18 protein-coding genes are annotated in these 24052 nt (G+C 67.3%); 7 read left to right on the forward strand and 11 right to left on the reverse strand.

What is annotated here, in order from left to right:
* Positions 1–58 precede the first annotated feature (58 nt).
* Genes QRO03_RS01155 through QRO03_RS01190 form a run of 8 tightly spaced genes read right to left on the reverse strand, consistent with a single transcriptional unit; the run spans position 59 to position 8324 of the window.
* Positions 59–1480 carry a sugar nucleotide-binding protein gene (locus QRO03_RS01155; protein WP_285135690.1) on the reverse strand — a complete coding sequence of 474 codons (1422 nt, stop codon included), beginning with the start codon at positions 1478–1480 and terminating at the stop codon, positions 59–61.
* Between the two features lie 3 nt (positions 1481–1483).
* Positions 1484–2482: a dTDP-glucose 4,6-dehydratase gene (gene rfbB, locus QRO03_RS01160; RefSeq protein ID WP_285135691.1), complete on the reverse strand. Its 999-nt coding sequence runs from the start codon at positions 2480–2482 to the stop codon at positions 1484–1486.
* Positions 2482–3351, reverse strand: coding sequence for a glucose-1-phosphate thymidylyltransferase RfbA (rfbA, locus tag QRO03_RS01165; protein WP_285135692.1), 870 nt, complete (start codon positions 3349–3351; stop codon positions 2482–2484). The genes rfbB and rfbA overlap by 1 nt, the downstream gene beginning before the upstream one ends.
* A 43-nt stretch (positions 3352–3394) precedes the next feature.
* A complete protein-coding gene (locus QRO03_RS01170; protein ID WP_285135693.1) occupies positions 3395–5164 on the reverse strand; it encodes a hypothetical protein in 1770 nt (589 codons plus the stop codon).
* Entirely contained in the window at positions 5161–6081 is a 921-nt protein-coding gene (locus QRO03_RS01175; protein ID WP_350224111.1) for an NAD-dependent epimerase/dehydratase family protein, read from the reverse strand. The genes QRO03_RS01170 and QRO03_RS01175 overlap by 4 nt, the downstream gene beginning before the upstream one ends.
* Entirely contained in the window at positions 6071–7078 is a 1008-nt protein-coding gene (locus tag QRO03_RS01180) for a glycosyltransferase (RefSeq protein ID WP_285135695.1), read from the reverse strand. The genes QRO03_RS01175 and QRO03_RS01180 overlap by 11 nt, the downstream gene beginning before the upstream one ends.
* Positions 7075–7905: a glycosyltransferase family 2 protein gene (locus tag QRO03_RS01185; RefSeq protein ID WP_285135696.1), complete on the reverse strand. Its 831-nt coding sequence runs from the start codon at positions 7903–7905 to the stop codon at positions 7075–7077. The genes QRO03_RS01180 and QRO03_RS01185 overlap by 4 nt, the downstream gene beginning before the upstream one ends.
* A complete protein-coding gene (locus QRO03_RS01190; RefSeq protein ID WP_285135697.1) occupies positions 7902–8324 on the reverse strand; it encodes a GtrA family protein in 423 nt (140 codons plus the stop codon). The genes QRO03_RS01185 and QRO03_RS01190 overlap by 4 nt, the downstream gene beginning before the upstream one ends.
* A gap of 399 nt (positions 8325–8723) precedes the next feature.
* Between QRO03_RS01190 and glf the strand changes: the two genes are divergently transcribed.
* Positions 8724–9860 (forward strand): UDP-galactopyranose mutase, encoded by a 1137-nt coding sequence (gene glf, locus QRO03_RS01195; protein WP_285135698.1) that lies wholly within the window; start codon positions 8724–8726, stop codon positions 9858–9860.
* Positions 9861–9876: 16 nt separating this feature from the next.
* Positions 9877–11775, forward strand: coding sequence for a glycosyltransferase (locus tag QRO03_RS01200; RefSeq protein WP_285135699.1), 1899 nt, complete (start codon positions 9877–9879; stop codon positions 11773–11775).
* A 163-nt stretch (positions 11776–11938) separates the two neighbouring features.
* Here the strand turns inward: QRO03_RS01200 and QRO03_RS01205 are convergent, their stop codons facing one another.
* Positions 11939–14149: a hypothetical protein gene (locus QRO03_RS01205; RefSeq protein WP_285135700.1), complete on the reverse strand. Its 2211-nt coding sequence runs from the start codon at positions 14147–14149 to the stop codon at positions 11939–11941.
* A 75-nt stretch (positions 14150–14224) separates the two neighbouring features.
* Here QRO03_RS01205 and QRO03_RS01210 point away from each other — a divergent pair, with 75 nt between their 5' ends.
* The 3 genes from QRO03_RS01210 (at position 14225) to QRO03_RS01220 (ending at position 19642) form a co-directional block, all read left to right on the forward strand.
* The gene (locus QRO03_RS01210) at positions 14225–16258 is read left to right on the forward strand and encodes a DUF6541 family protein (RefSeq protein WP_285135701.1); all 2034 of its coding nucleotides are present in this window, start codon (positions 14225–14227) and stop codon (positions 16256–16258) included.
* A gap of 143 nt (positions 16259–16401) precedes the next feature.
* Positions 16402–18558 carry an acyltransferase family protein gene (locus QRO03_RS01215; RefSeq protein WP_285135702.1) on the forward strand — a complete coding sequence of 719 codons (2157 nt, stop codon included), beginning with the start codon at positions 16402–16404 and terminating at the stop codon, positions 18556–18558.
* A gap of 241 nt (positions 18559–18799) precedes the next feature.
* The gene (locus QRO03_RS01220; protein WP_285135703.1) at positions 18800–19642 is read left to right on the forward strand and encodes a hypothetical protein; all 843 of its coding nucleotides are present in this window, start codon (positions 18800–18802) and stop codon (positions 19640–19642) included.
* A gap of 106 nt (positions 19643–19748) precedes the next feature.
* Here QRO03_RS01220 and QRO03_RS01225 read toward each other — a convergent pair whose 3' ends face one another.
* Both QRO03_RS01225 and QRO03_RS01230 read right to left on the reverse strand, forming a co-directional pair.
* Positions 19749–20750: a glycosyltransferase gene (locus tag QRO03_RS01225; protein ID WP_285135704.1), complete on the reverse strand. Its 1002-nt coding sequence runs from the start codon at positions 20748–20750 to the stop codon at positions 19749–19751.
* A gap of 135 nt (positions 20751–20885) precedes the next feature.
* Complete coding sequence (locus QRO03_RS01230; protein WP_285135705.1) at positions 20886–22277, reverse strand: O-antigen ligase family protein; 1392 nt, start codon at positions 22275–22277, stop codon at positions 20886–20888.
* 60 nt (positions 22278–22337) lie between these two features.
* Between QRO03_RS01230 and manA the strand changes: the two genes are divergently transcribed.
* Complete coding sequence (manA, locus tag QRO03_RS01235) at positions 22338–23498, forward strand: mannose-6-phosphate isomerase, class I (RefSeq protein WP_285135706.1); 1161 nt, start codon at positions 22338–22340, stop codon at positions 23496–23498.
* A 144-nt stretch (positions 23499–23642) separates the two neighbouring features.
* Positions 23643–23966, forward strand: a complete 324-nt coding sequence (locus tag QRO03_RS01240) for a WhiB family transcriptional regulator (RefSeq protein ID WP_058232110.1) — start codon at positions 23643–23645, stop codon at positions 23964–23966.
* Positions 23967–24052 lie beyond the last annotated feature (86 nt).

Here is a 24052-nt window from a genome sequence, read left to right on the forward strand (position 1 = left end):
CGTCTCCTACTCGCGGAAGTCCCACCTCGCCCGAGCGTGGGCGGCACCCCGGAGCGTGTCAGCGGCTTCGAAGGTACGTCTCGAGGCTGCTCGACCAGTTCGGCGTCGTCACACCCTGCGTGTGCGCGCGTGTCAGATCGAGCACGCTGTTCCGCGGCCGGGGGGAGACGGGGGCGGTGGCCGCGGCGAAATACTCCTGGGTGCTGATGCCCGTGACACGGTCCGGGTCGTGCCCGGTGAGCCGGAAGACCTCACGCGCAACGTCACACCAGGTGCCCGCGTCACCCGAACCTGTGACGTTGTACACGCCGCTCGGCGCGCCCACGTGGAGGAGATGGCGGATGGCGGACGCGATATCGACCGTGAACGTGAGCCTGCCGACTTGATCGTCGACGACTCGTGGGTTCACCCCACGTTCCGCCAAGGAGGCCATGGTGCGGACGAAGTTACCTCCGTCGCCGATCACCCAGCTCGTGCGGATCACGTAATACTGGGCGGTCGTACTGGCCGCGGCGTCGCCGGCGGCCTTTGTCTGCGCGTACACCCCCAACGGAGAAACGGGATCATCCTCTGTATAGGCGCCGTCCTTCGTCCCGTCGAAGACGTAGTCGCTCGACACGTGCACGAGGGTCACACCGTGCACGGTTGCGATGCGGGAGAGGTTCGCAACGGCACTGGCGTTGGCGGCCCACGCTTCGGCCCGCCCATCAGGGCTCTCCGCAGCGTCGACGCGGGTGTAGCCGGCGGCGTTGATGATGACGGAGTAGTCACGCCATCGGCGGGCTCTGTCGAGATCCGGCGAGGTCAGGTCGAGGTCGTCGCGGGCTGCATACTCGATCCACGGATGCTCGCCGAACTCCTTGCGCAGCGCACGTCCCAGTTGCCCGCCGGCTCCTGTTACCAGAACCTTTTTGGGAGGCATGGGGACGACGTCGGCGAGGCGCGGATGGTTCTTGTCCTTCTCGCTGATCTCCACCTCGCTCAGCGGGATGGGCCATTCCACGGCCACGGTCTCGTCCGCGAGGTTCAGGAAAGTGTAAGTCGCGTCGGCGGACCAGTGGTCGTTCACTAAGTACGTGTAGGCGGTGTCCGGTTCCAACGTCTGATAGGAATTGCCGACGCCGCGGGGCACGAAAATGGCACGGGACGGGTCGATTTCTGCGGTGTAGACCGCCCCAAAGGTGTCACCTTCCCGTAGATCGACCCATGCTCCGAAAATGCGACCGGTGGCGACGGATACGAATTTATCCCACGGCTCCGCGTGAATTCCGCGCGTGGTTCCGACCGCATCATTGAAGGAGATGTTGTTCTGCACGGGACCGAAGTCGGGCAGATCGATGCCCCCCGACGTCATCTTCTCGCGCTGCCAGTTCTCTTTGAACCAGCCTCGTGCATCGCCGTGTACGGGCAGATCGAGAATGACGAGTCCAGGAATGGGTGTGGGCTCGCTCCGCAGGGATCGGCCGAACTCGAGCGTCAAGACTCATTGCCCCTTCGAGGCGTAGAAGGCTTCGACGCCGTCCTTCGCTGGCGCCCACCACGATTCGTTGTCGCGATACCAGTCGATCGTTGCGGCGAGGCCGGACTCGAAGTCATCGTAGGTCGGCGTCCAACCGAGTTCCGTGCGCAGCTTCGTCGAGTCGATCGCGTAGCGCATGTCGTGGCCAGGACGGTCGGTGACGAGGTCGTAGGCGTCCGACGATTGTCCGGTGATGCTGAGGATCAGCTCGACGACGCTCTTGTTGTCCTTCTCGCCGTCGGCGCCGATGAGGTACGTCTCACCGATCACACCCTTGTCGAGGATCGTGAGGACGGCGGAGGAGTGGTCGTCCGCGTGGATCCAGTCTCGGACGTTCTCTCCCTTGCCGTAGAGCTTCGGGCGAATGCCGCGCAGCACGTTGGTGATCTGACGGGGGATGAATTTCTCCACGTGCTGGTACGGGCCGTAGTTGTTGGAGCAATTGCTGATCGTCGCCCGCACACCGAACGATCTCACCCAAGCGCGAACCAGCAGGTCGGAGCCGGCCTTCGTCGAGGAGTAGGGCGAGGAGGGGTTGTACGGGGTCTGCTCGGTGAATCGTGCCGGGTCGTCGAGCTCGAGGTCGCCGTACACCTCGTCCGTGGAGATGTGGTGGAAGCGCACATCGTGGCGACGCGCGGCCTCCAGCAGCGTATACGTGCCGATGATGTTGGTGTCGAGGAACGGGCGCGGATCGTGCAGGGAGTTGTCGTTGTGAGACTCGGCGGCGTAGTGAACAACCGCATCAGCGTCGGCGACCAGCGGGTCGACCATTTCGGCGTCGGCGATGTCGCCCACCACCAGGCGCACCCGGTCTGTGGGGAGCCCGGCCAGCGACAGCTCGTTGCCCGCGTAGGTGAGCTTGTCGAGCACCGTCACGGTGTGATCGGTGTGCTGCACAACATGGTGTACGAAGTTGGAACCGATGAAACCGGCGCCGCCGGTGACGAGAAGGTGCGCCATCAGCGGCCCCTTTCAAGAATTTCGAGCAGGTATGAGCCGTAGCCGGATTTCACGAGCTTCTTCGCCCGTTCACTGACCTCGTCGTCCGAGAGGAAGCCCTGTCGCCATGCAACCTCTTCGGGAACCCCGATCCGCAGACCGGTTCGGCGCTCCATCGTGCGCACGTAGTCCGCGGCATCCGTCATCTGATCAAAGGTGCCGGTGTCGAGCCACGCGGTACCGCGAGGGAGGACCTCCACCTTGAGCTTTCCACGCCGCAGGTATTCCGCGTTGATGTCCGTGATCTCGTACTCGCCGCGAGGTGAGGGCGCGAGGTCGCGTGCGATCTCGATCACATCGTTGTCGTAGAAGTACAGGCCGGGAACGGCGTAGTTGCTCTTCGGCTGGGCGGGCTTCTCCTCGAGCGACACAGCGCGTCCCTCACCGTCGAACTCGACCACGCCGTAGGCGGACGGCTCTGCCACCCAGTAGGCGAATACGGCGCCACCCTCGACGTCGGAGTACCGCTTCAGTTGCGTACCCAGACCCGGGCCGTACAGCAGATTGTCGCCCAGGACGAGCGCGACTTTGTCGTCGCCGATGAAGTCGGCGCCGATGGTGAATGCCTGCGCCAATCCGTCGGGTGACGGCTGAACGGCGAAGGTCAGCTGCACCCCGAACTGCGATCCGTCGCCGAGCAGACGCTGGAAGAATGGAGCATCGTGCGGTGTGGTGATCACGAGGATCTCGTCGATGCCCGCCAACATCAGAGTCGACAGCGGGTAGTAGACCATTGGCTTGTCATATACCGGGATCAGCTGCTTGGAGACGCCGAGCGTAATCGGGTGGAGACGCGTGCCGGAGCCGCCGGCGAGAATGATGCCCTTCACGAGTTCCATCCTGCCAGGTGGGAGAGCGGCCCCGTTACCGCCCTCACGGCAGTCGCCGCAGCTGGAGCGTCTGCCCGGGGGCATACTCTCGCTCTGCGACCAGCTCGCCGGGCTCCCCGATCACGCCCGCGTGGACGGTGCAACGACTGTCGAGCAGCAGCCAGCCGACGTCGGCGGCTTCGGCCATCTCGGGCGTGATCTTCTGCTTATTGAACCGCGCGTCCATGACCTCCTGCACGGCATCGCGATTCTCTGGCCACGCCATGCCGAGGTAGTAGAAGACCATGGCTGCACCCGAGGTGGCCTTGATCGTGCGGTCGTCAAGGCAGTGGTCGACCATGAGCAGGCGGTCGTCCACCGACTCCGTGGATCGTGCCAGATCGGCTGCAGCTGCCGCGTTCGGGGAATCCGGGTTCCACGTCTGCAGCATTTCGGTATCGCGGGTGAAGTGCACGAGGTCGGAGAGTCCTACGACGTAGACGAGCGCGCAGACGGCAGCGAGTGCCTTCGTCGCGCTGAGCCGCCGCCGCGTTCCGGCATCTGGACCTCGCGAACCCACGAGGTTCGCGCCCGCGACGAGGGTCAGAACTCCGCAGAAGAGGAAACAGTCGATCCAAAAGCGGTAGGGCTCGGCATTCGCCCCCCAGAGGTCGTTCAGGCTGAGCACCACCCATACCGTCGCCGCTGCTGCAGTCAGCGCGACAGAGGCGGCGACGCGTCGGTGGATCGCGATAGCCAGAACGACGAACAGGGGAAGGGCGACGACGGTGGCAGCGAAAAGGGCGTCCGGTCGGGCAACGCCCAGGTCGACATTGGAGGCGACGCGGTAGGTCAGGAATGGGTCGCCCTCTCGGATGCCGGAGAGCGTCCACAGGATCTGCGGCGCCGCCGCCACCGCGAAGACGGCCGCACAGGCAGCGAGTCGCCCTCGGGTGATGAGCACTCCTCGTATGAGGCCGGGGACGGCGGGGAGCATGCCGAGGACGAGAGTCGGAAGCTGACCGGCGGACGTAGCGACGACGGGTCCGATGACGAAGAGGACGGGGACCGCGAGCACGGTGCTCGCGACCCACCAGCGTCGCCCCGGACGTACCAGGAACATCGCCGCGACGGTGAAGGCGACGACGTATGCGCCAGTGAGGAAACTGTAGGTCTGAAAGCTCGACAGGACGCCCAGAACGGCCATCGCACCGGCGGAGACGACAGCGCGCGCGGTCGGCCGTGTGGGGCGGAGCCACACCGCGGCCAGTGCGCTCAGCGCCACGATGATGAGGCACAGCCCGGCCGTCTCCGCATTGTTGGAGAACATGACGCCGTACGGGCCCCACAGCACGGCGTGAGAGGACAAGGGTCGGTACCAGCCCTCGCCGTCCGGGGCGGTGAAGGCGAGGACACCGGTGAAGAACGGCAGGGGCGCGAAGAACCCCGCCCAGCTTCGCCGTGAGACCCGAATGAGACACAGCGCGAGTGCGACGACGGCTGCGAGCTGCAGGGTGAGCGAGACGAGATTCCACGCGGTGATGGGCTCGAGTCCGAGGATGCGAGCGACCAGGCCGACCGCGGTGTAGTAAGCCCGGGGGTAGTGATTGACGCCGGTCTCGGTGACCGGCTCATGATTGCCGAGGTCGCCGTCGGAGACGTTGCTGACCATGCTGAGGTAGCCCAGCTGATCGTGCCACGCGAACTTGCGGATGGCACGGAGGGGCCCGGGAGCCGCGGTGAGCAGCGCCCAGAACAGCGTGCCGGCGTAGACGAGCGCGGAGAACACCAGTCCGATCACCCCGACGAGGCGACGGCGGGAGGAGGTTGTCACGCGGTACCGCCTCCCCGGGCGAGAAGGCGTGCGCGGAAGAGCTTGTCGAGCCCCTCAGGGAGCGTGGTGGAGACGAGACGGTCGAGCTCGGGCCATACCTCGGACCGTACGCGCAGGTCGGAGGCTTGTCCGCCCGACCGGTCTTGGCCGAGGGTGATGCGCGAACGCTGCCGTCGCAACCGCGTGGCCTCTCCGAGCAACGCTCCGATCGATACCGCTGTCATTGCGCCGATGATCTTGGTGACGGTGACGCCGGATGGCTCCTCGGCGAGACGCCGCATTCCTGCTACGACGACGCGACCGCAATCATCCTCATAGATGTAGTCGCGGAGGGTGTCGAGCGAGACGTAAAGGGAGACGGGACGGCCCGAGACGTAGCTGTCGGTGATGACGGAGATGAGCCCTTGGCCTTTCGCCATGTCCTGTCCGGGGCCATAAAGATTGGTTATGCGACCGACGAAGGCGCGCCAGCCCGCGCGCGACGCCGAGGCGGTGAGGAGTTGCTCCATCTCCAGTTTGGCGAAGCCGTAGTTCGACCCCGGGGCCACCGGCGACCGCTCGGTGAACGGGGGGTTCGGCGACAACGCGAACGCGCCCCCGACGGAGGAGGCAAGGAAGAATCTTACGTCGCGTCCGGTGAAAACTTCGACGAATGAGTCGAGCGCACGACGAAAGAGCTCGACCTCGAGGTCGAGGTCTACCTTCGGCGTCGACGTGACGCCACGGCCGGCGCACCAGTAGATCTCCATCGGACCATCGGACGACGCGAACGTCGCCGCGTGCTCGCGGAGGTCTGCCAGCGCCTCGTCGATGTCGCCCCACCTGACCGGACGGACGACACCCGGGAGACCCCGTTCACGTTCGACTGCACGCCCGAGAAGGCCTCTGCCAATCACCCAGGCGTTGTCATTTTCCATCGTTGGCGTGCCCGAGTGGTCCGGACGCCGGATCGCGCACGATCAGGTACGGAGGTCGTCCCATGGCCATATTGACGGCGACTCCGAGGTACTCGGCGACGATACCGAGCGAGACGAGAATGAGGCCCGTCCCCAAGGCCGTGAGCACCATCTGAGAGGTCCAGCCTTCGGGGATGTCCCCTGACGCGAAGCGCATGACGACGAGATAGACCGCAAAGAGGATGCCGCCCACGAAGAACAACGCACCCGCGGCCGTGACGAGCCGCAGACCGCGAGTACCCGACGTGAGGATCATCCGCCAGAAGTGGGCCATGAGACGGCGGTAGGAGTAGCCCGAACGTCGGTCACCCTCCTCGCGTAACTGAACGGGCGAGGTGACGATCCGAGCGGCGACCCATCCAAGGGCGACGTCGAGGTAAACCCCGGTCCCCGCATAGGCGGCGACGCTTCGCGCGACTTCGCCGAGAATGAGCCGATAGCTGTTGAAGTGGGATGCCCGGCCACCACCGAAGACGGTCTCGAGGATGCGCTTGGAGGCTTTCGACGCGGCGTTCCTCACAGCGCCGTGCGGGGGCCGGTTCGTCGGATCGGCGTAGACCACGTCCGCCCGATCGTCTAATGCGGTGTCGAGGAGATTCCCGATGAAGGCGGGGTCGTGCTGACCGTCCTCATCGAGAGTGACGACCCATTCGCCGCCCGAGGATGCGATCCCGGCGAGGGTCGCGGCATGCTGACCGAAGTTTCTGCTCAACCAGACCGGACGAACCCATGAGTGCTCGGCGGCCAACTCGCGGATGACCACATCGGACCGATCGGGGCCGTGATCGTAGGCCGTGATGACCTCGGTCACGCGCGCCGAGCGGCCCCGCGGTGTGCGGAAGCCCTCGACGAGCGGGATTATCTCCGACAGGACTCCGCGGAGTGTCCGCTCTGCCTGGTAGACGGGGATGACGATCGTGACGCCGTGGACGTGAGGTCCGGTTTCGGGAGCGTTCATCGCATTCTCCGCTTCAGGATCCAGTAGGAGATTTGCCGGGCTCGAGCCATGAGCGTCGCACGGAGGTTGCCCACCACGACATCGACGCTCGACACGGCGTGCGGATGCTCACGGTGGACCGCGCGGTGGAAGTCCTTCGCCTGGGAAGCCTGATCGCGCACCAGCGCCACGCTCCACTGCGACGCGCTCATGCGGAAGGTGGCGCCTGTGTTGAGGTCGGGAACGAAGTCGCCGCGCATGAGCACCTCGCAGTAGGTTGCCTGATCGATCAGGTATGGGAAGTCACCGCGCCATCCACCCGCGGACGCCAGCTCGTCGCGACGCATCATGACGGACGCCGGCTCTCCGAACAGGTTCGAACCGGCGCGCACTGCCGCGCGCACGGCGCGGGCGCCCGTCATGCGCCGACGCAGCCCGCGAAGCCCCCAGCCCGAGAAGAGGACACCGCCCTTGGCATCCACGATGTCGCGGCGGCACGCGGTCAAGGCGACGCCCGGATCCTCGAGGATGCGCATCTGCCGTTCCAGGGTGCCCGGCATGACGATGTCGTCGCCGCATACCAGTTTGAGGAGTTCGCCGCGGGCGCTCTCGGTGACGCGGTTCCAGTTGCGGGGTGCGCCACCGCCGGCAGGTGTCTCGAGGATGGTCACGCGCTCGTCGTCTTCGAACCGCCGGATCTGCTCGAGCGTGTCGTCGGTGGAAGCGTGGTCCGCAACGACAAGCTCGAGGTCGACGGACCTGTCGGCCAGCACGGAGCGCATCGTCTCCGCGATCGTCCTGCCGTTGTTGTATGCCGGGATCACGACGCTGAGTCGGGGTGCCGTCACGAGACCTTCTTCCTTCGGAACGAGAATCGGCTGTGGCCGACGTAACTGACGATGGTCGTCACGAACACGATGAGCGCTTGGGCGACGATGGGCTGCAGGCCCGCCAGCTCCACCAAAAGGGGGAGCAGGAGAGCGTTGATGCCGAGCGACACGAGATAGATGCTCTCGAAGCGCGCGAGATCGATCCACACGTGGCCGCGGACGCGGAAGACGAATCGGCGATACAGCACGAAGGCGCACAGGACGGAAGCCACATGCGCGAACAGCAGAGTCGCCATGTACCCCCAGACCCGGCCGATGCTGAGTTCGAACAGTGCGAACCACGCGAAGCCGACCACGGTATTTATGACGCCGACGATCAGGAACGCCACACGACGATCCTTGACGAGGCGAAGCAGGGGCCCGTCGGGTCCGGACATGCCTCCGACGTTTTCGCGCTCAGCCACGACTCACGCCCTCTCTTTCCGATGGGGCCGACGAATAGGCGACTCTCGATGATCGCAGTGTCGAGTCGGTACTCATCGTGCGCGGGCCTTTCGGTCGGTGTCGGAACGCCTCCTCGCAGGGGCATCCATCGGCGCGGACGCGGAGGTCTCGCGGAGCGGGCCGTCGGCCGACATCGAGGCTATCGCTTCCCCCCTGAGCGATTCTCGACAACTCGCCCCGGGCGGCCAACAGCTTACCTTGACGTGTCCGCGAGCCCGCGGCGCGGGTACGGGCGCGCTCGCCCGCGCAGGTAGACTCCCGTGAGCGCGTCGGAGGCCTCCCCGGCCCCACGCGTCCAGAACGCGCATCGCTAACGGAAGAAGTTGCAGAGTATGGATCTCCTCGTCGTCGGCTCGGGTTTCTTCGGCCTCACCATCGCAGAGCGGGCGGCTGAGGCAGGGCGGAAGGTGACGGTCATTGATCGTCGCCACCACATCGGCGGTAATGCATATTCGGCGAACGAGCCCGAGACGGGCATCGAGGTGCACCAGTACGGTGCGCATCTCTTCCACACCTCGAACCCGACAGTGTGGGAGTACGTCAACAGGTTCACGCAGTTCACGAACTATGTGCACCGCGTGTACACGAACCACAAGAACGTGGTCTTCCCGCTCCCGATCAATCTCGGCACGATCAATCAGTTCTTCCAAGCGGCCTACACCCCGGATCAGGCGAAGGCCCTCGTCCAGGAGCTGGCGGGCGAATTCGACGCGAAGACCGCGCAGAACCTCGAAGAGAAGGGCATTGCCCTCATCGGTCGGCCGCTGTACGAGGCGTTCATCCGCGACTACACCGCGAAACAGTGGCAGACCGACCCCAAGCAGCTCCCCGCGGAGGTCATCTCGCGCCTCCCCGTGCGCTACACCTATGACAACCGTTACTTCAATGACACGTGGGAGGGTCTGCCGGTCGACGGATACACCGCGTGGCTAGAGCGGATGGCGGATCACCCCAACATCGAGGTGAAGCTCTCGACGGATTATTTCGACGCGTCCCAGCCGCTGAACAAGAAGGCCACGGTCGGGCAGGTACCTGTGGTGTACACAGGGCCGGTCGACCGCTACTTCGACTACGCCGAAGGCGAGCTCTCGTGGCGCACGCTCGACTTCGAGCAGGAGGTGCTGCCGATCGGCGACTTCCAGGGCACCAGCGTGATGAATTACGCCGACGCCGACGTGCCGTACACCCGTATCCACGAGTTCAAGCACTTCCACCCCGAGCGGGCGGATCGCTACCCGACCGATAAGACCGTGGTGGTGCGTGAATACTCCCGTTTCGCCACCCGCGCCGATGAGCCGTACTACCCGGTCAACACCGCCGACGATCGCGCCGGGCTGCTCGCCTACCGCGAATTGACCCAGGGTGAGCAGGGCGTGCACTTCGGTGGCCGACTCGGTACGTACCAGTACCTCGACATGCACATGGCGATCGGCTCCGCGCTGTCCATGTGGAACAACACCCTCGCCTGAGCGCAGAAAGCGACCGATGAACCAGACAGTTCGCCCCGAGTCCTACGCGACCGTCAATCACACGGTCTTCCCGGTCCGCGGTGTCGCCGAGGTGTCGTCGCTCTACGTCGACACGGGTGACGGAAGCGGCTCGCAGCCCGGTGAGAGTTATGAGATCAATGATCGCCGATCGATCAAGGTCTTCCCCCACCGCCGTGTGTCGATGGGTACGTTCTTCAACGCCTTTCCTGCCAGCTACTGGCAGCGTTTCACTGACGTGCGTGCCGTGCGCCTCGTAGTCCGCTTGTCGGGCCGAGGCCTCCTGTCGGTCTACAAGTCGAGCGCACGTGGCCGTTCGTCGGCGGTTGCATCTCAGTCGTTCAGCGACGAGACGGTTGAGATCGACCTCCCTCTCACTTCGTTCATCGACGGAGGGTTCTATTGGTTCGACGTGGCCTGCGCCGATACCGCGGCCACGCTCGAGAGTGCGGAATGGCGGGTCCCCGACACCCGCAAGGTGCACGGCACGGTGACAGTGGGCATCACGACCTTCAACCGTCCGACGTATGCCCTGGACCAGCTGATCGCCGTCGGTGAGGACGAGGGGATCAACGACGTCCTCGACACGCTGCTGTTGGTCGACCAGGGCACCGACCTCGTCCAGGATCAGGCAGGGTACCCGGCCGCCGCAGAAGTGCTGGGCGACCGCCTGCGCGTCATCCGCCAGGCTAATCTCGGTGGTTCCGGCGGATTCGGCCGGGCCATGCTCGAGACTCTCCGTGGCGAGCGGAGCCGGTACGTCCTGCTCCTCGATGATGACGCGATCTCAGAGCCCGAAGCGATCCTCCGCAGCGTTCGATTCGCCGATTTCTGCCTGAAGCCCACGATCGTCGGCGGAGGCATGCTGCACCTCGACGAGCGCGCTGTGCTGTACACGCAGGGCGAGGTGTGGGACTACGGCCGAAGCTGGATGCGCCCGTCGGGCGAGAGCGAGTACGACCACGACTTCGCGGAAGACACCCTCCGCGCGACGCCCGAGTTGCACCGCCGTCTGACGGCCGACTTCAACGGTTGGTGGATGTGCCTCATCCCGACCGAGGTGCTGGACAGAATCGGCCTCGCGCTGCCGGTCTTCCTCAAGTTCGACGACATCGAATTCTCGTTGCGTGCCGGCGACCAGGGATACCCCACGGTGTGCCTGCCCGGCGTGGCGGTGTGGCACATGGCCTGGCATGACAAGGACCCGTCCCGCACCTGGGAGGAGTACTTCATCCACCGAAACCGGTGGATCACCGGCATGCTCCACCCGGGCGGCAAGCGCGGTGCGGGTCTGCCGCTGTTGTCCTTCCTCGGCGACGTCAAGTTGCTGTTCATGCTGCAGTACTCCACGGTGCGTCTGCGGCATGAGGCCCTCGCCGACCTCCTGCGCGGGCCCGAGGTGCTCCCCGAACTGCTCCCGCGACGCCAGGCCGAGATCCGGGCGATGCGCGGCGACTACAGTGACGCCCGCGTCGTCGAGGACCTGTCCGATCTGCCTGTCGTCCGACGGGCCCCGGGCGCGCGCGGCACGGTGCGTCGTCCTACCAACCCGGTCGCAGCGCTCGCCCTGGCCGCACGAGTGGCCATACGTCAGCTGTTGGTACGAGAGACGGCTCACAGCCGACAGCACCCCGAGCGGATCATCCCCGCACCTGACATCTCGTGGTGGCGGTTCTCCGATATCGACTCGGCTCTGGTCACGTCGCCGGACGGCATCGGTGTCGCCTGGTACCAGCGCGATCGGGCGCTCATGCGCCGGACCCTTGCGAAGAGCGTCCTGCTGCACATCAACCTCTGGCGGCGTTTCCCGCGTCTGTCGGCACGCTACCGCGACGGCCTCGAGAACATCACCAGCCCCGCTGCGTGGGACCGGGTCTTCTCAGACACCTCACGCTGACGTCGCGAGACCGGCGGCAGTCGCGGCATCGTCCGCGGCTGCCGCCTTCGTCTGCGACGCGTCGTCGTCGACCAGTGGAACGATCACGATGTCGTGGCCGGCGTGCGTCGAATCGCGTCAGCGAGGCGCTCCCCGACCGACAGCGCGAGCGTAGCCGCCAGCGTCAGCGCGTCGAGCGGCGTCGCCGAACCGCGCCGAATGCGATGACTGCGGCAACGAAGACCGCACTTGCGATGATGGATGACACGATCAGCGGCCACGCCGGCGGGGCATAACTGACCGAGACGATCGAGCCCGCCTCGTCCGGCGAGATCTCGACCCTCGTCAGGTACCCGCGGAGAGGGTCGCCCAATTTACCGCCGTTGACCGTGTAACCGGGCCAGGCGAGGCGGCTCAGCGCGACGCTCCCTCCGTCGGACGGGACGGAGGTGACGCGGAAAGTCGTTTCGAGAGGGGAGTCCTCGAGTACCTCGACGCTCGTTCCCTCGCTCGACCACGTCACCGAGCCGACGTCCGCCGTAGCTTCGTCACGAGTCCACACCACGCTATGGCGGCCCACGAAGGTTCGCGACCAGCCCGCGGGTGGAGCCATAGACGCGAGGTCGGCGACGGAGCGTTGGTCGTCTTCGAGGATCTGCACCGAGTCAAGCGACATCAGGTCCGCGACGGGAGCGCCGGTCTCGGCATCCGTGTCGAAAAGCTTGTCGACAGCCTCGGGGCACGTCCGTCCGTCGTAGGACAGGCAAAGATCCTGTGCCATGGCCTGGAACTCGACGGGCGTGTACAGATTGAGCACGTTCACGCGATCGGTGAGGTACCACATGTTGGCGAACTCGACCTCGTCGAACACCGCCTCCGACATGCCGAGCGGCGAGCCCACCACCATCCCTTCGCCGTAACCGGTGGGCATCCCTTCCGTGTAGGCCGATGCTTCGTCTTCGTAGGGCGCACGTGACACGAGGGCATCGGCGAACATCACGGACTGCAGAGCAACCACGACGGCGCCCGTCGCCGCCACGATCGCAGCTGTCCGCCTCCGCGCCGCGGGCCGGGCTCGACGGAGCAGGATGACAGCGATAAGGGCGGCACCGGTGAGGGCGGCGAAAATGAGGTGACGGCGCCACCCGAGGGGGACCTGGCTGAAGGCGAGCCAGAAGGGCGCAGCCCAGAGTGCTGCCACAGCGACCAGACGACCGCGGGTCAACACCCACTTGCCCTCGGCGCGCGAGAGCAGGAGGCACGCGAGGCAGATGACGATGAGCGCGACCCAGGGCATGGTGCGGGCGGGGAAACGGAGCGGCCCCAGCGCAGAAGGGCCCACGGCCAGAGCGGTCGCCATCGCGCCGAAGATCAACAATGCGCCCCATTCGACCCACGCATCACGGACTCGGTGCCACGGGACGACGGCGAGGAGGGGCAGCAGCCAGAAGATGTAGAGCAGCGGGACGTCGGTATAACGTCCCCACCACCCGGTGAGGTCGGTCTGCCCGGAGGGGACGGATGAGGTGCCGAGGCCGGTGAGCGTGACGACGAGGAAGCCGTCGTTCCCGATTGACGATGAACGCGCCGTCACCGAAGCGGTGAGCACTCCCGGGAGGTAGACCGTGAGGGCGATGAGCGCCGCGGGGACACCGGCGAGGACCGTACGCATTGCCGCGGTGGAGTCGCGGCGGACGGCCGCCATGATCAGCAGGGCCATGAAGTAGAACACCAGCATGACCGTGCCTTGCACGTATCCGACTGTGATCAGCATGTATACCGCGATGTAGGCGGCGAGGAGCCATGCACCGCCCCGCCTGATCCAGACCCGAAGGGCGGCGACGGCCCAGGCGAAGAACGCCCAGGTGATCATGTTCGTCACCCAGCTGGTGGCATCCATGAAGAAGGTGAAGCCCGCGAACGGCGCGGCGATACCCGCCACGAGCGACCAAGAACGTCGTGCGCCGTGGGCTCGGGTCATGCAGTAAACGCCCATCGACCCGATGACCAGGAAGAAGATCTTGATGACCGTGGAGGCGACGACGGCGTTGGATGCGGCGGCGACGAACAGGCCGACGCCCAGGATGACCGGGTTCCAGAGACCCCATTGCCCCTCGGCCACGTAGTTTCCCGCCATCCAGGCGGCGGGGTTCATCAGGGGCCAGGTTCCGCCGGCGACCTGCTGGCCCAGCTCGTACCACTGCCCGTATGCGCCGTCTGGGGTGTCGGCGAAGAAGTAGAACTGCCGGTTGAAGAGTACGGGGAACAGTGCAACGACGGCCGTGAAGGCCGCGACCGCGAGGAGGGTCAACGCCTCTTTCCGCGCACCCGACGGGAGCACGGGTGTCGGCGTCGACGCGGCGGAGACGGGCGCGACGGAGGCAGGTGCAGACATGGTGCTTCAGTCTAGATCGGCCTTGCCGGGACGCCGCTGCACGCCCCGGTGAGATGGCCGTCTAGGCTTGCGCCGATGTTCGGAGACTGGATGACCGCCGTGGTGGTCGCGATCACCGCCGTCGTCGTCCTCATCGTGCCGGGCTTTGTGGTGACTTACCCGCTGCGGCTCGATCTGCTCGCGCGCGTCGCGGTCTCCGGCCTCGCCTCGATCCTTGCTCTCGGCGTCGCGGGTGTCATAGACGGTCTGTTGGGTGTGGCTTGGGCGCCCTGGCATCCACTCGCGGTGGCCGTCGCCGGCGCGACCGGCGCGCACTTTTGCGCCCCGCGCGAGAGGCGCGTACGCGACGGAGGGGAGCGAGGATGGTGGATCGCCGGCGTCTGGGCGGTTTCGGCGGTGGCCCTCGTCGCCGTGACATTCGCCGCGGTCCCCGATCCGGCGCGCGTGTCGCAGACGTACGACAACGTCTTCCATCTGTCGGCGGTGGCGGAGATCCTGGCCGGGGGAGATCCGTCGTCCCTTGCCCTGCGCACCGTCATCCAGCCCGCTAGCACCTGGGCGTATTACCCGGCCGGGTGGCACACCCTCGTCGCGTCGATCACGATGGTCACGGGGGCGGCTGTCCCCGTCGCCGCGAACGCCGCGTGGATCGCGATCGCGGTCGGTCTCTGGATGCCGGGTGTTACCTGGCTGACCCGCGTGCTCCTGCCGCCGACGCGACCCGGCATCGTCGCCATTGTTGCGCTCCCCCTGTCGATCTCGTTCGCGGCCATGCCCTACGGCCTTCTGACGTGGGGGTCGCTCTACCCGACATTCCTCGCGACGGCGTTGCTGCCGACCGCGATTGCGGTGCCCATCGTGGTCGCGCGACGCGCGCGTCGTGAGGTCGCGATGCGGCGCTGGCGCGTGACGTTGCTCGGCTCGATCGCGATCGCAGGGTGCGTGTTCGCGCTCGCGATCGCCCAGCCTCGCGTCCTTGCGTCGTGGGCGCTCATGCTGGTGCCCCTGGTCTTGTTCGCCGTGCTGCGCCTCGTTCGCACCGAATGGGGTGCGGGCGGGGCGCGGCGGCGCCGCGCGATGCGGTTCGTCCTCGGCACGGGTGTCACGTTCGTCGTCGCTGCCGCCGCCGCCTTGTTCGTCGCGGCGCGTGTCCTCGGCATCTTCGACCGGCCCCTCGAGGATCGTCTGAGCGGCCCACAGGCCGAGGCGACCCAGTCCATCGGCGACGGGGTCATTTCCGTCTTGCTGCAGGCGTGGCCGACCGGGGTGGGGTTGCAGGTGACCGCGCCTTCCCTCGCGCTAGCCGCCCTCGTCGTCCTGGGTGTCGTCTTCGCGGCCGGCATGCCACGTGTTCGTTGGATCGTCGTGTCGTACGCGGCGGTTCTCGTCCTGTTCGCGCTGGCTGCCGGCTCCGACGAGGTGGTAGCGAAGCTCCTGACGGGCATCTGGTACAAAGACCGGTACCGTCTGTCTTCTCTCATCCCCGTGCTCGGCGTGCCCCTGGCGACTCTGGGTATTCTCGGGCTCGTCGACCGCGTGACGGCGCGCCTGAGAACCATACGCCGGCCGTCCCGCGTGTCGGCGGCCGCCAGTGCGGCCGTCGCGACCGTCTCGTGCGTGGTGCTCGCCACAGGTGGCGTGACCTCCGCCGTGCGGGAGGTCTTCCGCATGCCGGTAGCGAACGCGACGACCGAGGTCGTCTCGTCCGCCCAGATCGACCTCATGAGAAGGCTCCCGGACACCGTCCCCGCGGATCAGAGGGTGCTGGGAGATCCGTGGGATGGGTCGGCATGGTCCCGGCTCTACGGTGATCGGGAGCCGGTCTTCCCTCATGTGAACGGCGTCTGGGACGCAGATCGGAGCCTCGTCGCTCAGAACCTGCCGGCGCTCCTTGACGACCCCGCGGTGTGCTTCGCCCTAGATCGTCTCCGGGTCCGCTTCGTGCTCTACAGTCCGCACGCGGTCGCCGGGGGGGACCCAGCCGGCAACCTTTTCGGTGGAGTGCACGCCGCAGTGGAGGCGGGCCTGTTCACTCCCGTGGAAAGCTCCGCGGACACGGTTCTCTACCGCATTGATCAGTGCGGTCCGCTTCCCGATCCCACGGGGTAAGGCGGGGGCTCGTGATAGCGTGACCGGACTCGTCGCGAAGCATCTCCCCGCTCGTGGCGCGCCCCCCACCTGAGGTGCCCCCGCCCGTCCAGAAGGGCCGCTGCGCGCCCTAGCCGTGTCGATCACGGCTCGCAGGAGAACAGATGAACCCGACCGTCGCCTCCCCTTCCGCACCGATCGTGCGAGCTCGCCGACAGGATCTGGACGGTCTCCGAGCCGTAGCTGTGCTGCTGGTCGCGGTGTATCACGTCTGGGTGGGGCGGGTATCGGGAGGCGTCGACGTCTTCCTTCTCCTATCGGGGTTCTTCGTCGGTGGGGGGATCGTCCGGGCGTGCCTCCGAGGCGATTTCGAACTGGGAACCTTCGTCGTCCGCACGGCCCGCCGGCTTCTGCCGATGCTCGTGACCGTCCTCGCGGGCTGCATGCTGCTAACGGTGGCGGTTCTGCCCCCCGGCGCGTGGACGGAGAGCGCACGGCAGACCCTGGCTTCTGTCTTCTATGTGGAGAACTGGTATCTCGCGGTCACCGGCCGGGAGTACGCGGGGGCCGCCGTGGTCGACTCGCCGTTCCAGCACCTGTGGTCGATGTCGGTGCAGGGACAACTCTTCGTGGGCATCGCGGTATTGGCGATGGCCGGGATGATCGGGCAGCGTCGACGCGGGCGCAGACTCGACGCGCGAACGACATCGATCGTGCTCGTCCTAGCCTGCGGAGCCTCCTTCGCGTGGGCCTGCGTCGGGGTGTGGACGGATCCGGCGTGGGCCTACTTCGACACGCTCGCTCGAGCGTGGGAATTCCTGCTCGGCACGGTTCTCGCCCTCGTGATGGACCAAAGGATGCGCGCGGCGGACGACGGGTCGCGCTGGAGGGGACGGGCGACAGCGAGCGCGTTGGCGGCGTGGGCGGGTCTGGTCGCGATCCTTCTGACCGGGGTCCTCGTCGACGGTGCGGACCTCTTTCCCGGCCCGGCCACGTTGCTCCCGTTGGCCGGTGCCGCCCTGGTCGTGCTCCTTCCGGGCGGACACGGGGGTCCGGCCCGAATACTCTCGTGGTACCCCTTCGTCGTCGCCGGGCGGTACGCGTACGCGTTCTACCTTTGGCATTGGCCCATACTCGTCCTCGCCATCCGGCTCCGTGACCGCCCCGAGGTCGGCTGGCTGGCCGGTTCGGCGGTTCTCCTGATCAGCGCCGTATTGGCGTGGGTGACGGTCCAGCTCGTGCAGTCGCTTTTCCCTCTCGACGCTCCCGCGATCCGGCGCGTCGGCACCGGCGCCGCGTCAAGCGCGCCGGCGGCAGGGCGCGCTCGCGCGCGCTTCACCGCGATGGAATCTTTCCTGCGCCGACGGCGTCGCGGACCCCGCCGCCCGATCCTTCGGCCCGTCGTCGTTTTGGCCGGGGTCTTGGTGGTGGCCCTGCCCACGGCCTGGCTCGTACGCGTCGACGTCGCTCGTAGCGAGCTGGGGAACCTGGCGCAGGATCTCACGCGCTACCCGGGCGCTGCGGCTGCCGCGTTCCCGGATCTCTTCCACTGGAACACCGATGACGGGATCATCCCCGCTGTCGCCCTGGCGTCGGAGGATAAACCGCGGACGGTGACCGATGGGTGCAACGCGGTCGAGGATGAGGTCGTCCTGTGTTCGTACGGCGACCTCGGTGCCCCGAGGGTCGTCGCGGTGGCCGGTGGCTCTCACACCGAGCAGTGGATTGAAGCGATCGCTGCGCTGGGGGAGGAGGAAGGCTTCCGCGTCGACTCCCTCATAAAGTGGAGCTGCGAGCTGGCCGACGGCCCGCAAGACGTCGAGTACTTCGACGAGGTGTGCCTGTCGTGGGCGGCGAACGCACTCGACACTCTGACCGCGCGCGCCCCTGACGCGGTCTTCACGACGTGGACCCGCCCCTCTCCCGCCGGCGCGGAACGCCGTGAGATCGTCCCTGGTGCGTACGAAAGGGCATGGGCGCGTCTCAGCGCGGCCGGTATCACTACCGTCGCCATCCGCGACAACCCGTGGACGGCGGCGGACCCCGTCGGGTGCATATCGGATGCGTCGATCGCGAACGAGCTCTGCGGAGTGGCGCGCGCGAGTGTTCTCGATGAGACCCCTCCGCTCTTCGGCGCGCCGAACCAAGGCTCCCTCGTACGCCCGTTGGATCTCACCGATCTGCTCTGCCCGGATGACTGGTGCACTTTCGCGCAGGGCGGACGGCTGGTCTACCGCGACGATCACCACCTGACGAACTCATGGGCACTGTCGACGGTGCCTGTTCTGCAGCAACGGATGATGCCCCTCCTGGGGTGGTGAATCTCGACGTGGCGGCCCCGCGGGGTGCGCTACGTTTCCTTTAGCTCGACCTTCCGCTCCTTGGTGCGGAGATGCGAGGCAGGTCCCCTCGAGGCCGCCGCCCTGACGGCGGTGAGTTGTGCGCCGGGTTCGTCGTGCAGGTGATGGTGGGCCGCCATTGCCTCTCCGTGCTCCCGGGTGGCCCGTGTCCGCGCGCGGGGAGAAGAGCTGCGACCCCACCCACCCGAGACAGGGAACATCTATGAAGACCCGCATTTCCGTCACCGCCGCGTGCGTGGCCGTAGCCGCCATGTTGGCCGCGCCCGCGGCGTACGCCGCTCCCGCCGCTCCCGACTACGTCCGCACCGCCTACGATGGCGCGATCTACGAGGTGACGGATGACGATGCCCGCCCCCTCACGTTCGACGAGTGGGCGCAGCTCGGCTTCCCCGCCTTCGACGACGCGGCTACGGTCTACCAGAAGGTGCTGTCGTTCCCGACGGTGTCGGCGATCACCTTCTTCGAGCGCGCCGGGGTCGAGCTGACGCAGGACGTCACATGGGACGAGTACCGCAACGCCGGTTTCCCGGCCGTCTTGACGGCCGTGTGGGGGCCCGACATCTCGGTGCACAAGTGGGGTACCTCCGACGAACTCATCGCCGAGGACGCCGCCGGCGACGTGCTGAAGCTGACCTACCCGCAGTGGCGTGACGCGGGATTCCCGGCGTTCACGGTGCGGGAGGGGCGCGGATTCGTGCGGTTGTCCTGGGATGGCAGTGGAGGGATCGCCTACATGTGCGACACGGCCGCAGGTAAGGGCGGACGCCTCACCTACGAGCAGTGGACCAGCCTGGGTTCGCCCACACCTCTCGCCGTCACCCGGACCGCGAACGACTCCGTCTTCCGTCGGAGCCCAGATCACCCGAGCCTGGCTTACCTGGGTGCGATGACCTACAGGTACGACGATTCGGTGGCCCGATGGATGGGCCCCCGCAGCCTGACCTATCCGGAGTGGGTGGCCATGGGCTCGCCTACGCCCCTGGAAGGGACCCGTGTGTTCCCCGACCTGTTCTGCGGGTACTCAGACCCGTCGGCTTGGTCCTAACGAGAGCGTCTGTGCTTGCCGCTCGCAGAGGACGGCGAGCACAGACCTGCCCGGCGATCACGAGACAAGCAGCCGTCGGCGGCTTCCATCGCGTGAAACCGATCGGCTATACGGCCGGTCGAACCTGCTCCAGCGGGGGCATCGGCTTCCAGGACGCATCGCGTGAGATCTTCCGCCCGTCACGCAGTCCGCGGAAGAGGTGGCTGGTGCCACTGACCTTCCGCTCCACGACGACAAGGCGGATCAGCTCTTTGACGAACGTCAGGACTGTTCCCACGGTGAAAGGGAGAACGCGGTACACGCCCAACGCCCGGTAGTACTTCTTCAGGTACGCGCGGTTTCGCATGATGTAGTAGCGGTACGCGTCGCTCGAGGCGTTCATGTGGCGGATGCCCATGTCCCACTGTTTGATCTCGCGCGTGCGGCGCAAGACGAACTCGTCGACGATGACGGACGGCGTCTCGCGTGAAGCGAGCCAGCCGTAGAGCTGGTCGTCCCAGTAGATGAAGAAGCGCGGGTCGGGCAGACCGATCTTCGCCACGATGTCGCGGTGGATGAACATGCCCTCGAAACAGCCCGAGTTCATGGGCTTGAATCCTGAACCGTCGAAGTCCGCCGGCGCGTACGGGATGGGGATCGCCATCGACTCTGCGACGCGGTACTGCCAGTAGAACTCGCTGCCGTCGAAGTCGTAGCGGCGCCCCTGGATGCTGTGGAAACGGGGGGCCCACTTGCCCATGCGCGCGAGGCCGTCGGAGACGACCTCGACGTCATCGTCCATGAGCCACATCCACTCGGAGCCGAGATCGTAGGCGACGCGCATTCCCTCACTGAAGCCACCGGAGCCGCCGGTGTTGGTCTCGAGGCGACGGTAGACGAGCTCGGTGGGAAGGCGGTCGCGGAACGACTCGACGACGTCGGTGGTGTCGTCAGTCGAAGCGTTGTCGATGATGACGAGGTGCCCGGGCGCCGGAGACATCCGCTCGATGCTCTCGAGCAGGCGCGTCAGCAATGGCGTGCGGTTGTAGGTGACGACGACGATCGTCGCGGTCTTCGGGTCGAAGGCGGTATCCCGCGAGGGGGACGAGGCGTCGGCGTGCGCGGTCATAGCCCGTCGATCATAACTGTCCGTCCTTCGCGGAACCCGCACGGCCCGCGACGATCGCCCAGCCGTCGGCCGCACCGCTCACGCCGACGGCCTCACCAGCCCACCGCTCGATCGAGATGCTCTGCTCGATCGGGCCTACCTCTGCCGCTCGCCGCCCTCGACCGAGGCGCTGATCTCGCCGGGGCCGTGGCCGACGAACGGGGTCTGCTTGATCTTGGAACCGAACAGGATGACGAACATCCAGCCCCAGAGCGCGAGCGGGCCCGAATCGGTCAGTCCCTGCACGACCAGCAGGGCGCCGACGAGAGTGGGCAGAAGCGTCAGGGGGGAGTGCGGGCGATCGTCGCGCAGATCCCAGCGGGGGCTGTCGACGGCGAAGAACCACGAGCGCCAGACGTACGCCAGGAAGACCAGGGCGAGCAGAATCACGCCGACGACGCCGAGCTGCAGGTAGGCGTCGAGCCACATGCTGTGCGCCTGCACGACCGTCTGGTCGTGGTCGACGATCCAGCCGTCGATCAGCGGCTCCGTGGGGATCCACGGCGTCGAGAACCCCCAGCCGGCGAACGGGCGCTGACCCGCCCGCTCCCGCACGTCGGCCCAGATGCCCTCGCGTCCGAGGAGGTCGGCGCCTCGTCCGAGCACGCCGAACACCGCTTCGCGTCCGAACCACAGCGCGGTTCCGAAGCCCACGCCGATCGCGGCGTAGAGCAGGTACCAGCGGGTGCGCTCGCCGGGGCGGCGCGCGGTGCGCATGACGAGCACCGTCCCGAGGACGAGTGCGACGAACGCGGCGGCGATGACCGCGGTCGCCGAGCCCGCGCGTACGAAGAGGAAGGCGGCGAGGGCGGTCCACACCATCAGCAGCACGCGGCGGGGAGCCCCCGCGGCGAGGCGCACGCCGAACACGATGACGGCCACGAGCATGGCCGCGGCGAGCAGGTCGGCATTGCCGAAGAGGCCCTGGATGCGCCCCCCGTCGAAGAGGTTGTCGCGCGACCAGCACAGGGTCGGGTCCACGCGCGCGGACGGCACGACGAAACCGGGGAGGAGGGGTCCACGCACCAGCAGAGACACCGCCACCTCGAACAGCAGCGAGAGTCCCACGACCCATTTCGCCGCCGATGCGACGGCGCGCACGACGTCGCGCCAGGTGAGCACCGCCCCCACGAACAGGCCCTGGAACGTGGTGATCAGGAGCAGGAGCCAGGTGAGGACGGATGCCGCGGTCCAGGCGCTCCACGCGATCGACGCCGCCGCCCACGCCAGGTAGGCGAACGCCAGCCAGGGGAGGCGTCGGACGGCGATCGGCGGGCGGGTCACGACCCAGATCACGAGCGAGACGACGGCCGAGGCCCCCGCGACCACGGCTCCCACGACGGGACCCGCGGCGTTGACGAGGCCGACGCCGCCGAGGGCGAGCAGGATGACGAAGACGCACCACGCCCGCAGCAGCAGGTGCCCCGTGGTCTCGCGCGGGGGCGCCGTCGGCAGCGCCGACACGGGGTGATTCGTGTACATCGCCATGATGCGTTCAGGCTACCCGTCGGCATCCGGCCGCGTTCGTTGCTCACTATGCTGACGCCCGTGCTTGTTGCGATCTCGAACACGCCCCGCGACTACGCCTGGGGCAGCCCGACGCTCATCGCCGACCTGGAGGGACGCGAGCCCAGCGGCGCCCCGGAGGCCGAGGTCTGGTTCGGGGATCACCCGGGCTCGCCGGCCGTGGTGCACGACGGCACGGACCGCGCGCTCGACGCGTGGCTGCCCGCCGTCGCGGCGGAGCAGCACGTGCCGGCGAAACTGCCGTACCTGCTGAAGCTCCTCGCCGCCGGGGCACCCCTGTCGATCCAGGTGCACCCCTCCAAGGAGCAGGCCGTCGAGGGCTTCGCCCGTGAAGAGGCGGCGGGGGTCCCGCGCGACGCGGGTTCGCGCAACTACAAGGACGACAACCACAAGCCCGAGGTCATCGTCGCCCTCAGCGACACCTTCACCGCGCTCGCGGGGCTGCGCGACCTCGAGCGCACCCGCGCCCTGGTCGAGGTCCTCGGCGACGCGCCCGCCGTCGCGACGCTCCGCGCGCACCTGTCGGCGGCCGACGCGGTCGAGGCGCTGCGTACGACCATCGCCTGGCTCCTCGGCGAGGCGGACGCGGCCGAGATCGCGCAGATCGTGGATGCCGCGGCATCCGCCGGATCCGACGACTTCGCCGCCGAGCTGGAGCTGACCCGTTCGCTGCACGCGGCGTACCCCGCCGATCCCGGGATCGTCGTCGCGCTGCTGATGAACCTCGTCGAGCTGCGCCGTGGCGAGGCGATCTTCGTGCCCGCGGGCGTTCTGCACGCCTACGTCGCGGGGATGGGCGTGGAGATCATGGCGGCGAGCGACAACGTGCTCCGCGGCGGTTTGACGCCCAAGCACATCGATGTGGCCGAGCTGCTCGCGCTCGTCGACTTCCGTCCGGCCGAACCGCCCTTCCTGCGTCCGACGCCGGCCGGGGACGCGGAGGTCTTCGCCCCCGGCATCGCCGATTTCGCCCTGGGGCACCTCGTCAAGGGCGCGGAGGCGCGTCTCGCCCTGCGCGGTGTATCGATCGCCCTCGGCGTGGCGGGATCGGCGACGCTCACCGGGGCGTCGGGGGCCACGGTCACCCTCGCCGCCGGCGAGGCGGCTCTGGTCACCCCCGACGAGTCGCCGCTGACGAGCGACGGCGCGGGCGAGGTCTTCGTCGCCATGCCGGGGGCGTGACCGCGACACGCCGGAGCGCGTCCTGAAGGTTCAGGTCGCCGTTGAGGGTTTACCATCCGCGACTTGACCAATCCGAATGACACGGGTGTAATTATCCCTACGCGCAAGCCGCGTCATGGGGGCTCGAACGAGGGGGAGGATGATATGGCGACGTCGCAGTACCGGTCCGGTGTTCCGGACAACTGGTTCGTAGACCCGGTCGACCTCGGTGTTCCCGGCGTTCGCCGCGACATCGACGCCACGGAGGAGAACACCCTCGCGTGGCAGACCGATGCGCTCTGCTCGCAGACCGACCCTGAGGCGTTCTTCCCCGAGAAGGGCGGATCGACCCGCGACGCCAAGCGCATCTGCACCTCGTGCGACGTCAAGAGCGAGTGCCTCGAGTACGCGCTGCAGAACGACGAGCGCTTCGGCATCTGGGGCGGCCTCAGCGAGCGCGAGCGCCGCAAGCTCAAGCGTCGCGCCTGAGTCGCGCGCCTGTCCGCAGCGCGCCTGAACGATCCGGCGGCCGACGGCGCGGCGTCCGCGATCCCGCGGAGCCGGACTTAGGCTGA

Origin of the sequence: Microbacterium sp. lyk4-40-TSB-66, assembly GCF_030209475.1 — a bacterium.
In the GTDB taxonomy this organism is placed as follows: Bacteria; Actinomycetota; Actinomycetes; order Actinomycetales; family Microbacteriaceae; genus Microbacterium.

Coding starts and splice junctions, on each gene's coding strand:
- QRO03_RS01220 (WP_285135703.1), top strand. CDS start 18,800: ATGAAGACCCGCATTTCCGTCACCGCCGCGTGCGTGGCCGTAGCCGCC.
- rfbB (WP_285135691.1), bottom strand. CDS start 2,482: ATGGCGCACCTTCTCGTCACCGGCGGCGCCGGTTTCATCGGTTCCAAC.
- QRO03_RS01240 (WP_058232110.1), top strand. CDS start 23,643: ATGGCGACGTCGCAGTACCGGTCCGGTGTTCCGGACAACTGGTTCGTA.
- QRO03_RS01215 (WP_285135702.1), top strand. CDS start 16,402: ATGAACCCGACCGTCGCCTCCCCTTCCGCACCGATCGTGCGAGCTCGC.
- QRO03_RS01175 (WP_350224111.1), bottom strand. CDS start 6,081: ATGGAAAATGACAACGCCTGGGTGATTGGCAGAGGCCTTCTCGGGCGT.
- QRO03_RS01200 (WP_285135699.1), top strand. CDS start 9,877: ATGAACCAGACAGTTCGCCCCGAGTCCTACGCGACCGTCAATCACACG.
- QRO03_RS01210 (WP_285135701.1), top strand. CDS start 14,225: ATGTTCGGAGACTGGATGACCGCCGTGGTGGTCGCGATCACCGCCGTC.
- QRO03_RS01225 (WP_285135704.1), bottom strand. CDS start 20,750: ATGACCGCGCACGCCGACGCCTCGTCCCCCTCGCGGGATACCGCCTTC.
- QRO03_RS01190 (WP_285135697.1), bottom strand. CDS start 8,324: ATGTCCGGACCCGACGGGCCCCTGCTTCGCCTCGTCAAGGATCGTCGT.
- glf (WP_285135698.1), top strand. CDS start 8,724: ATGGATCTCCTCGTCGTCGGCTCGGGTTTCTTCGGCCTCACCATCGCA.
- QRO03_RS01180 (WP_285135695.1), bottom strand. CDS start 7,078: ATGAACGCTCCCGAAACCGGACCTCACGTCCACGGCGTCACGATCGTC.
- QRO03_RS01230 (WP_285135705.1), bottom strand. CDS start 22,277: ATGGCGATGTACACGAATCACCCCGTGTCGGCGCTGCCGACGGCGCCC.
- QRO03_RS01205 (WP_285135700.1), bottom strand. CDS start 14,149: ATGTCTGCACCTGCCTCCGTCGCGCCCGTCTCCGCCGCGTCGACGCCG.